The organism is Acinetobacter sp. P37 (assembly GCF_057480965.1).
The window spans coordinates 287,962-299,032 of record NZ_JBLIYY010000002.1 but is presented as its reverse complement, the minus strand read 5'-3'; the positions used below and the strand labels follow the sequence as shown (position 1 = coordinate 299,032).

General features: G+C 40.3%; 11 protein-coding genes. 3 read left to right on the top strand and 8 right to left on the bottom strand.

Annotated features, from left to right (window positions below; translation table 11 throughout):
* Positions 1-433: 433 nt before the first annotated feature.
* Genes AC25JC_RS03400 through AC25JC_RS03390 form a run of 3 tightly spaced genes read right to left on the bottom strand, consistent with a single transcriptional unit; the run spans position 434 to position 3,270 of the window.
* On the bottom strand, positions 434-1,510 hold the full coding sequence (locus AC25JC_RS03400; RefSeq protein ID WP_249680102.1) for a DUF6670 family protein: 1,077 nt from the start codon (positions 1,508-1,510) through the stop codon (positions 434-436).
* 36 nt (positions 1,511-1,546) lie between these two features.
* On the bottom strand, positions 1,547-2,371 hold the full coding sequence (gene pssA / locus AC25JC_RS03395; RefSeq protein ID WP_078192422.1) for a CDP-diacylglycerol--serine O-phosphatidyltransferase: 825 nt from the start codon (positions 2,369-2,371) through the stop codon (positions 1,547-1,549).
* Positions 2,372-2,412: 41 nt separating this feature from the next.
* Positions 2,413-3,270: a 23S rRNA (adenine(2030)-N(6))-methyltransferase RlmJ gene (locus AC25JC_RS03390; RefSeq protein WP_180106962.1), complete on the bottom strand. Its 858-nt coding sequence runs from the start codon at positions 3,268-3,270 to the stop codon at positions 2,413-2,415.
* Positions 3,271-3,384: 114 nt separating this feature from the next.
* Here AC25JC_RS03390 and AC25JC_RS03385 point away from each other — a divergent pair, with 114 nt between their 5' ends.
* Both AC25JC_RS03385 and AC25JC_RS03380 read left to right on the top strand, forming a co-directional pair.
* Positions 3,385-3,987 carry a 2OG-Fe(II) oxygenase gene (locus AC25JC_RS03385; protein ID WP_111885952.1) on the top strand — a complete coding sequence of 201 codons (603 nt, stop codon included), beginning with the start codon at positions 3,385-3,387 and terminating at the stop codon, positions 3,985-3,987.
* A 71-nt stretch (positions 3,988-4,058) separates the two neighbouring features.
* Positions 4,059-4,586, top strand: a complete 528-nt coding sequence (locus tag AC25JC_RS03380; RefSeq protein ID WP_249680100.1) for a hypothetical protein — start codon at positions 4,059-4,061, stop codon at positions 4,584-4,586.
* Between the two features lie 50 nt (positions 4,587-4,636).
* Here the strand turns inward: AC25JC_RS03380 and AC25JC_RS03375 are convergent, their stop codons facing one another.
* The 5 genes from AC25JC_RS03375 to AC25JC_RS03355 form a co-directional block, all read right to left on the bottom strand.
* On the bottom strand, positions 4,637-4,894 hold the full coding sequence (locus AC25JC_RS03375) for a DUF2789 family protein (protein WP_078189234.1): 258 nt from the start codon (positions 4,892-4,894) through the stop codon (positions 4,637-4,639).
* A gap of 105 nt (positions 4,895-4,999) precedes the next feature.
* Positions 5,000-5,260 (bottom strand): DUF2789 family protein, encoded by a 261-nt coding sequence (locus AC25JC_RS03370; RefSeq protein WP_078192425.1) that lies wholly within the window; start codon positions 5,258-5,260, stop codon positions 5,000-5,002.
* A 189-nt stretch (positions 5,261-5,449) separates the two neighbouring features.
* A complete protein-coding gene (locus AC25JC_RS03365) occupies positions 5,450-6,436 on the bottom strand; it encodes a malate dehydrogenase (protein WP_078192426.1) in 987 nt (328 codons plus the stop codon).
* A gap of 170 nt (positions 6,437-6,606) precedes the next feature.
* Positions 6,607-7,263, bottom strand: coding sequence for a ribonuclease T2 family protein (locus AC25JC_RS03360; RefSeq protein WP_486923446.1), 657 nt, complete (start codon positions 7,261-7,263; stop codon positions 6,607-6,609).
* A gap of 49 nt (positions 7,264-7,312) precedes the next feature.
* Positions 7,313-9,289 carry a lytic transglycosylase domain-containing protein gene (locus AC25JC_RS03355; protein ID WP_486923445.1) on the bottom strand — a complete coding sequence of 659 codons (1,977 nt, stop codon included), beginning with the start codon at positions 9,287-9,289 and terminating at the stop codon, positions 7,313-7,315.
* Positions 9,290-9,596: 307 nt separating this feature from the next.
* Between AC25JC_RS03355 and miaB the strand changes: the two genes are divergently transcribed.
* The gene (miaB, locus tag AC25JC_RS03350; RefSeq protein WP_180106954.1) at positions 9,597-11,054 is read left to right on the top strand and encodes a tRNA (N6-isopentenyl adenosine(37)-C2)-methylthiotransferase MiaB; all 1,458 of its coding nucleotides are present in this window, start codon (positions 9,597-9,599) and stop codon (positions 11,052-11,054) included.
* Positions 11,055-11,071: the final 17 nt, after the last annotated feature.

Below are 11,071 nucleotides of genomic sequence, written 5' to 3'. Positions count from 1 at the left end.
CTATAGGGTGCCAATCTTGGCTCATCAATTACTGACAAAAATTTGCTCAAATAAACTTCGAGTAATTTCTACCATCAATCAATGAAAATAATTTCGATCAATCAATCAGTAAAAATCCACACAAGTTGTTCTTCATAATCTCTTAATGATCTTCTTGTTGGTTCGTCACCAGCAAGCTAGGTCGGCTATATTACTCTTTATTTCTAAAGAGTCAACCAGTAATTCAAATTATTTTTAAACTTAAAAAATAAAACCCAACTTAACCAATTCAACCAAGTCAACCAAGTCATTGTTTTATCAGAAGTTTTAATCTTCATCACCGCCGATGGATGTGCATTCTACAGCATTTCTGATCCAACGCAACACCTTTTTCCATTTATTTTTAATTTTTCATTACGTTTGTTTATTTATTCTACTAAATTGAGTTTTTTTACTATTTTTTGAGCATAAAAGGGACAATATTTCCATATTTGTCCGTTAATTTATCTTTTTCATTCTTTTCTTGCCATTTTAAAGCTCGACAATCTACATATTCACAGTAGCCACCCTCCCCACACTCGATTTCGTCGTTAATTTTAATTTGATAGTTAAAGCTTCCTGCATAGCCAGCGCCGAGTCCAAATTTAAAATCCCCACGGCTCTGCGCTTGTACATGTATTTTCATTTTGTCATTTTGGTAAATCCATTCAAATTCACGTGGCAAATACATTTTTTGCAAATTCGGTGTTTTAACCACAGGATAAACGCGCATGACTTTAAAGAACACGCCTTGATCCGCCATGAACACTTGCTGCTGATTTAAATCTCTTAGATATAAACGTGAACTCAAAATATTGTTATAACGGTCTCGCGTTTGCATAAAGATAATTTGACGTTGTCGACTAAGGTTAATCACCTGATGGGTATAAAACGCTAAAGGTAAATATGGGAACTTGCGTATTTGTGCATAAGACAAAACCGCCAACTGATTTACATCATACATCTGGCCCTGAAATTTGATTTGCCCTTCACATTGGCACATCACCGACCAATATTCAGCTAGACCTAATCTCAACTTAATTAAACACGAAGAAATATCGGTTGTTTGCACGGACAAATCTAAACTGAGTTCAGTATCTTCTCGATGGATTTGAAATACTGCTCCATCCCAACCAATCTGCTCTTTATCTCTAAATTTAAAGACGGTATCACTCAGACCACAGTCGTCTTTGATGGAATATGATTGTAATTGCCCAACCATATGACCGCTCACACTGGTCAATACTGTGGCTGTATTGAGTTCGTCTTGTTGAATGGACGCAGGATTTTGAAAAGCGGGAATCTGAGGCTGCCCAAGCCAACTCATAAAGTTAAGATAATGTAAGGGCGCAGGAAGATTCGGTAGACAAAGTCCATAATGGACTGAAGGATAAGACGTATTCGGCGCATGTAGATTTATTTTTTTATGTTGTAAATCTGGAGCTTGATTCAATCGTCTTGATTGATCCAAGAAATCTTGAAATATCTGCATATCAAGCTCCTTTTCATTTTTATTTCATGTTTTAACTCATGCTTCAGCCTTTTTTGCCATTAAGGTTGTGACAAAGCCAGATAATGCATAAATTACTGAAATAATTAAAATACCCATTGGAATATTATACGTTACAGCAGCTAAAATGAAGACTATGATTGGTAATACCGCAAATGGAACACGGCGACGATCCACAGTTTTAAATGAATAGTATTTTACATTTGAGATCATCAATAGACCCACTGCAATAATCACTACCGCATTAAAAATCTGAATACCTGTTTCGCGTAAGTCGAAGACCGCAGGGATATCCATACCTACCCATACCAATGAAATAATCATAACGGCTGCGAGTGGACTTGCAACACCAATAAAATAACGTTTATCGACAACCCCGATTTGTACGTTAAAACGTGCTAAACGGAAGGCTGCACATGCGGTGTAAACAAAACATGCTGCAAGGCCAATACGGCCTAAGTCATTTAGACTCCAGCTATACATTAAAATGGCAGGTGCAACACCAAATGCTAGCAAGTCTGATAAGGAGTCAAACTGTTCACCAAAAGGACTTTGTGCGCCGATAGCACGTGCGACACGTCCATCCAAACCATCAAATAATGCTGCAAGGAAAATGGCATAAATGGCTTGTTGAAACTCACCATTCATACTGGCAATTATTGAATAAAAGCCAGATAACAACGCTGCAGTTGTAATCAAGTTTGGCCACAGATAGATCCCACGACGTTTCACTTTATGCCCTTCATGGGTATGCTCCTCTTCTTCAACTTCAAATGTAATGCCATCAAAAGCATTTTCATCCTTTGAGGAAATTTCCCGCTCAGGTTTATTTGTATTTGTCATTGTTCGATCCTAACTGTGACCTTTCTTTTTCAAGTTTAAAATTATTCGCCAACCAACCAGCGTACAGCTGCGTGACCACCATTTTCATTCATACGAAGATGTGGGAACAACCATTGTAATGCTTCGTCCGCATCTTCAGAGAATTTCCAAGGTGGGTTAATCACCAGTAAACCACAACCATTCAAACCAACTGGAGTGTCATCAGGCCATACACAAATTTCGCAAACCAACTGACGACGAATGCCGGTTTTGTACATTTTCTTTTCAAAACGTTCAATCATCGCGCGGTCTTTAATTGGATACCATACCGCAAAAACGCCTGTCGGCCATTTTTTATAAGCAGCCACCAACAATTCTACAAGCTGTGGAAAATCTTTACGTTCTAATTCGTAAGGCGGGTCAATCATGACCAAACCACGTTTTTCTTTTGGTGGAATTACAGCCAGTAAACCTTCGTAAGCATCACGCTCATGCAAGCCTGCACGTTTATCAAAAATATTGTGGCGCAATTGTTGGAATACATCGCGCTGCATTTCAAAAATCGTTGCCTTATCAGTTTCACGCATGCCTTCAAGTGCGAACCACGGAGAGCCTGGATAAGCGCCTTTGCCAAAGTTTTCACGCATTTTTTCAACAACTTTTAAATATTGTTGAACTCCTTCAGGTGCATTACGTTTAATCGAATCATCAAGCTTAACTAAACGATGAATACCATTTAAAAACTCACCTGATTTCTGTGCTTCAGAGGTCGAAAGATCATATTTACCTGCACCACCATGTGTATCTACATAGCGATAAGGTTTATCTTTTGCATTCAGTCGACTTAATAACTGAAGCAGCAAAACGTGCTTCATCACGTCGGCAAAGTTGCCTGCATGGAAATGGTGACGGTAATTCATGTTTCTTTAATTCCTAATATCAACGGACATTTTAGCATGAAAAATAGTTTCATTCCGATGCTATTCTTGCTCTAGAATACGTCACCTTTTTTTCCGCAACTTTATGGATCGTATATGGAAACAGCCTTTCTCCCAAAGTCTTGGCCGGTTGATCAAATCCTCGATGATTTAGATCAACACGGGTTTAGCATTATTGATGACGCTTATCCTGCTGAATATATACATGCACTTGTTGAAGAATGTATGTCAAATTTAAATAAATTTAGGGATGCAGCCGTACAAAATGGGGTCATCAGTAAAATTAGAAGTGATCATATTTTATGGATTAACGACACATTAGATGTCGCACAAGAACACGTTCAAGCCTTAGAACATTTATCAGAACAATTTAATCGCGCATTTTTTTCTAACATTCACGAAGTCGAAGCACATTTTGCTTGTTATAACGCAGGTGAGTTTTATGCACTACACAAAGATAATCCTCAAGGCAAAAATGGACGTGTCATTTCAGCGGTTTATTATTTGCATGAATATTGGCAAGCCGACTGGGGCGGTGAATTGCGCTTACAAGATAAGAATGATGTTTGGCATATTTTAGAACCTAAACCGAATCGCATTGCGTTATTCCAAAGTGACCTATTACACGAGGTACTCGAAGCAAAACATCAACGTTTATCGATTACGGCTTGGCTACGTAATGACAACTCGATGTGGTAATTCGAGATTCCTCCTTTAAATCCCTTAAACTATCCTCATATATGAGTCATTCATAGATGAGGATGTACCCGATGCGTCAAAACAGTCATAAAATTATTCAGCGTATTGGCGAAACCGATCAATTATTTCTACAAGGCAACAGCCCTGAACTTGCCCTTGAGCGTGCAGACTTACGCCTGCAATTGGTTAATTTAAGTAAGAACCATCAAGAACAAGTGTATTTTCTGCAAGAAGCCATTGTTCTACTTGAGCAAAGCCGGATTGAATTTGAAGAAATGCCGATTGAGCTATACATCAATTTGTCTGTACATTTAGCCAAAGCTTATATGATATTTTTTGAAATTACCCAAGAGCAGCGCTATGCCCTGATTACCCAGCAGATTATGAAACCGATGTCCAAAGCTAAACATGGCGACATTTACTTCTACTTGGCCTATGCCTCTGCGGTAAAACAGGAACCTGCATTAACCCGCCACTGGTTAAATAAGTACTGCAAATCTCAAGAATTCAAACTGACCACATTACTTGAGCATCCTGCATTTAATCCATATCGCCAAGAAGACTGGTTTGCAGAATTACGCCAAAGCAAACTGCACTAAATAAAAAAACACCTCTGAGGAGGTGTTTTTTATTTGTGGAGAAATGAAATCTATGCTGGCTGCAGCTTATATGCATCCATATGCAACTGTTGATTCAGCTCATCAATCCAAATAGCCCAATCATCATCTTGTACTAAATGACTGATTAGAAAATCACGCTGCGCTTTATTCCAAAACGGCGCATCATGTAAATTTTCACTTGCAGCAAGCTGATGCGTACGCACGTATAACTCGATCGCAGCTGGACTGCTAGCTAACCCCAATTGAGAAAACAATAAAGCTAAGGATGGTTTATTTTGATTGAGCATCTCGCCCTCCTTATCAACTAATCTGTCATTTATTATTTAATTAACTTATATGATGAAGATAAAAAAACCTAGCATTAAAACTAGGTTTGTTGTTTCAAATTGTATTTAGATTTTGCATGATCCAGAAAGCTTGTGTTCTGTATGCAATTGTTCATTTAAAATATCCACCACTATGGCCCAGTCATCATCTTTCTTCCAATGACTAATAATAAAATCTCGCTGTGACTTGGTCCAAAATGGCGCTTCATGCAATGGAACATCCATGGTGATTTGATGCGTTTCGATAAATTGATCGATGCCTTCCGGACTTGCATCTAACCCCAATTGTTCAAAAAATAGTTCTAACGTCGGTTGTTGATCAAACATTGCCGTTCTCCTCAAGCCAAAAACATTTCTTCCATCTTCATAGTTATCTGTTTAATTGACTTTGTCAGTTGCAACTACATCTCAACGTGTTATTTTTTGTTCAAAACTTAAGCTTGGTATTTTTCGCAGGCCATAAAAAAGCACCCCAAATGGAGTGCTTTTTTTTATAATTTAATTTAAAAAATTAAATTATTTAACCATGTCAGCAACTGCTGCACGTTCTTCTTCAAGCTCATTTAGAGTGACGTTGATACGTTCACGGCTGAATTCGTCGATTTCAAGACCTTGAACGATTTTGTATTCGCCATTTTCACAAGTTACAGGGAAACCGAACATTACGCCTTCAGGAATACCATAAGAACCGTCAGAAGGAATACCCATAGTTACCCATTTGCCGTTTGTGCCAAGAGCCCAATCGCGCATATGGTCGATTGCAGCGTTTGCAGCAGAAGCAGCAGAAGAAAGACCACGCGCTTCGATGATCGCAGCACCACGTTTACCAACAGTTGGAAGGAATACGTCTTTGTTCCAAGCAGCATCGTTGATTTTGTCTTTTAAGCTTTCGCCGTTTACATTTGCAAAACGGTAGTCAGCATACATTGTTGGAGAGTGGTTACCCCAAACTGTCATGTTTTCGATGTCAGAAACTGCAACACCCGCTTTTTGAGCAAGTTGAGTTAACGCACGGTTGTGGTCAAGACGTAACATTGCTGTGAAGTTTTTCGCTGGAAGATCTGGAGCAGATTTCATTGCGATGTAAGCGTTAGTGTTTGCAGGGTTACCTACAACAAGAACTTTAACGTCACGGCTAGCAACTTCGTTAAGTGCTTGGCCTTGACCGATGAAGATTTCACCGTTTACTTTAAGAAGGTCAGCACGTTCCATACCAGGACCACGTGGACGTGAACCTACAAGAAGAGCGTAGTCAGCATCTTTGAATGCAACTTTAGGATCATCAGTACCGATCATACCTTCTAAAAGAGGGAATGCGCAGTCATCAAGTTCCATCATTACGCCTTTAAGCGCTTGTTGAGCTTTCTCAACTGGAATTTCTAATAATTGAAGGATAACTGGTTGGTCTTTACCCAACATTTCACCGCTTGCGATACGGAATAATAAGCTATAACCGATTTGACCAGCTGCGCCAGTAACGGCAACACGAACTGCTTGCTTCATGTAATTATCTCCAATTGAGGAAGGTCATAATGATTAAATAGCTGTTCTATCTAATCTTAATAATCATAAACGGCAAAGATTGTACTCCAATCTTTTGACGCTTGCATGTAAAAGAGAATGCTTTTCAACAAAAGTATGATAGGAAATATAAATAAAATGCAGAAAAAAGCTTAGAAAGAACCTTTAATTATGAAAGTTGCAGGACAATTTCCGACAATAGTCGTAGGGCAACTTTTATACTGCCCATTGTTTTTATAGCAAATTTTAATCTCGGTCAGTAAACTGCCACCACGGGTTTGCATACAGTTAAATTCAATACTTTGGGATACCAATCCGCTGTTCATACGCAACATTTTATTACGCAAGACATTGGCATGAATGGATTGGGTTTCTTGGCTAGTCAATTCATCTGGAATTTTTAGCTTATCTGCATGATTAATAATGGTTCTAAAATACTGACTAGCATTCATTGGGATACAGCCGCCGGTAGTGTGCCAAAGCGCCACGCGAGCATTTTCATCAGGCATAATCCGTGCAACCACTTTGGCTTGCAACGGAGAAAGTTTAGCTGAACTATTGGTGGTGCAATCACGGGTAGAAGTTTCTGGATATAGGCCCGTGATATTGAGTGAATAGCCTTCCAGACATTTACGTTTTTTACTTTTTAAAGGGTCATAGGCGCAAACAGCTGGCACCATTTGCACATCCATCACATAGCCATTAACCACGGGTGCTGCCGAAAGCACAGACACACCAAAGCCTGCACTACTGCCGATGAGCAGTGATGTCAGTATTCGATAAACAGGTCTAATGTTCAAGTTCGGCATTCATTATTTACCCATATTGCGCCTCAAAACAGGCGCGTTGCTTCAATGCTTATTGCGCATTCCGTAATGGAATCATTTGCATTCGTTTTTCAATCGATTGCGGCCCCTGACCCAATAAAAGGCCGTAATGGGTTGCATTGGTCATCACATGTTTTACATAGTCTCGAGTTTCCGTTAATGGAATCGATTCCGTATATTGGTCCGCTGCAATCGCTTGATACTCAGGCTGCCAGCGTCGAGCACGATTTGGACCCGCATTGTAGCCTGCAGTCGCTAATACTGGACTATTACTCAATTGACGTTGAATCATTGATAAATAGAAAGTGCCATAACGGATATTGGTATTCATATCCGTTAATGCAGCGGGGTTATAACTCTCCCCCATCTGACGAGCCACCAATTTTGCGGTGTCTGGCATAATTTGCATTAAACCACCGGCACCGACATGTGAACGTGCGCTAGTGACAAACCGACTTTCTTGACGCATCAAGCCATAAGCCCATGCAGGGTCAATCCCTGCATTACGACTATGACTCACCACATAATTTTGATGCGGCATAGCATAACGTAAAGCATAATTGTGCTGTTTAGTGGTTCGATCTGCCGCATAAATCGCCCGATCATACCACCCCATATCGGTTGCACGTTTAGCTGCGGCAAGAATCATGCCATCATCATGCTTTAAATAGGCTTGACGCACTGCCCAGTTCCATTCACGGTTAATATAGCTGTCAGATGCATTAATATTGCGCAATGCAAAGGCACGACGGAAGTGAATATCCTGACTGAGACGCTGCGCATCTTGTGACGAAGGCTGCACATTTGACGGAATATTGTTATAAGACTGACCAATTTTGTCACGTGCTAACAAATTATGGTAATCATCGCCAACGGCAAGCTTGCGATAAATTTCTTTAGCCGCACGTTTAGATGAGGCATCTCCACGTTGTTCAGAGGCTCGTGCTAACCAATATTGCCAACGGTCTTCCTGCTTTTGCGAAACGCTCATCGCATCAATTGCACGAATGACACTTTCCCATGCGCCAAAACGAATGGCTTGTCGCGCATAAATCTCGGCTTCTTCTGCACTAAAAGGCAGTCCATAACTCAAATCAAGATAATTTAGAACTTCACGGTTGAAATTATTTTTCATTACCGTTGTACCACCGATATACCCGACACTACGGTATAGGGCTTTTTGTACATCGGCTGGTGTGCCTTCTGCTGCACGTTTCACCGAAGAAATCGCACCATTTAAGTCGCTATCGGCCAAGCGACCCATCGCATAAATCAGGTATGCATGATCTTCAGCTGTGGCTTTGGGTGCAGACCATAAATAATTCAGTGGATTGGCTTGAATGGTGTTGAGTTGTGACAAATTAATATTTACGCCAATGGTTTGCGCAGTCGCAATCGCTTGTCCTGACTGACCCGCTCTTAACTGTCCCCACATCCGTTGATGGCGGTCATCTTGAGTCATTAAAGGACTCGACAGCATCATACGGCCCAAGCCCATACACGAGTCAGGTTGTGAGTTTGTGGTCAACCATACATCTTTAAATTCTGCGTAAACCAGAGGGTCGCCCGACTTTGCGCGGACTTGAGCCATGGCACATGTTTCAGCACGGTCAGCATTAGTCACATATTGCAAGACAGGCTGTGCTGTAGCGAAATCAGCTTGTTTGACTTTTTCTTCAACATAATCTGCGGCTAATTTTTCTGCCATTGCCGAGTTTGGATAGCGCTGTGCAAAATTAATAATGGCACTTGCAGGTTGTGAAGCCAAATTGTTATTCAGTAACCAATATTCTGGATAATAGCCCAAAACGTCATTTTGCATGGATGATTGATATTGTTGTAATAAACTAATATTGCCTGCATTCGCAGCACGTAAAGCATCGTTAAACTGCTCATCTGCGGCTTGGGAAAACGCAGAAATTCCGGAGAGCCCGACACTCAAAGCAAGTAATTTAGCGTAATTTTTCTGTTTAAAATTATGTTTTAACATCCACTTGCCTTCTTTCATGTCATTCTGCTCAGTTACAGCACATCGAACTTTGTTTAGGAATTAGTTTAATAATTCTAAACTCTGCATTGTGTTCTGTTATGTAACCTTATGATTAGCCAATATTAATTTTCAAACATTTTTGCTTCATAAATCAATATGGCAGAGTTGTAATTTTAGGCTGTAAGTTTCTAGTAAATTACTGCTAAAATATTGCCCATTCTTAAAATCCCCTTTTTGACCTCCGCAGCTGCACAATTCAATTGATTGAATTGTCTGTCAGCCACGTATGGTTATTGATTTTCATAAAATTCCTTTAGGAGCCTACATGACGGTTCAAACCTTCATCCCCAATAGTGCCCAAGCTGCCCCAGATAACACTGTTACCCAGCCACAGCACACCCCAGCTCAAGATGGAACAGTGAAAAAACTGTACATCGAAACGCAAGGGTGTCAGATGAATGAGTATGACAGTCAACGTATGGGCGACCTTTTAGGTGATTCTCACGGCTATGTGCTGACAACCGATCCAAAAGAAGCGGATATTCTCCTGATGAATACCTGCTCTATCCGTGAAAAAGCACAAGAAAAAGTATTTTCTGAGTTAGGCCGTTGGCGCAAGCTGAAAGAAAAAAATCCTGACTTGGTGATTGGTGTTGGTGGCTGTGTTGCCTCTCAGGAAGGTGACAACATTCAAAAACGCGCACCGTATGTAGATATGGTGTTTGGTCCACAAACCTTACACCGTTTACCGCAAATGCTTGATCAACATACTGAGCAAGTGGTCAAACCAAAAAAAGAAAAAATTCAGTTGGTGGATATTTCATTCCCTGACATTGAAAAATTCGACTTTTTACCTGAACCGCGTGTAGAAGGGTTTAAAGCCTTTGTCTCGATTATGGAAGGCTGCTCAAAATACTGTTCTTTCTGTGTGGTTCCTTACACACGTGGAGAAGAAGTATCACGTCCACTGGATGATGTATTGGCTGAAATTGCCACTTTAGCTGAAAAAGGCGTACGTGAAATTTCATTACTCGGCCAAAACGTGAATGGCTACCGTGGTGAAACTTTTGAAGGGGAAATCTGTACCTTTGCAGACTTATTACGTTTAGTTGCTGAGATTCCAGGGATTGGTCGTATTCGTTACACCACATCGCACCCGCTTGAATTTAACGATGACTTGATTCAATGCTACCGTGACTTACCGCAAATGGTTTCTCACTTGCATCTACCGGTTCAAAGTGGTTCGAATGACGTTCTACAAGCCATGAAACGTAACCACACGATTGATGTATATATCGATAAAATTGCTAAATTACGTCAAGTTCGCCCTGATATGCATTTATCTAGCGACTTTATTATTGGCTTTCCGGGTGAGACTGACGAAAACTTCGAAGAAACTTATCAATTTATCCAAGATATGGATTTCGATCATTCATACAGTTTCATCTACTCAAAACGTCCAGGTACTCCTGCTTCAGAACTTGAAGACACGACCCCTGAAGATGTGAAAAAAGAACGTCTTGCAAAAGTTCAACAATGGATTAAACAATCCAGTATCGATAAAACTGATGCAATGCTAGGGACCATTCAACGTGTCTTGATTGAGTCTGTTTCAGACAAAGATCCGAACTTGCTGATTGGTACTGCAGACAATACACGTTTGGTTAGCTTTATCGGTGATCCTGCATGGGTTGGGCGTTTTGCAGAGATTGAAGTGACAGATATTAAAACTTTGAAGTTTGTTTACGGTGAACTCTTGAATCTTGAGCCTGACGTGGCGTAATGTAAGCTTAATCGTCA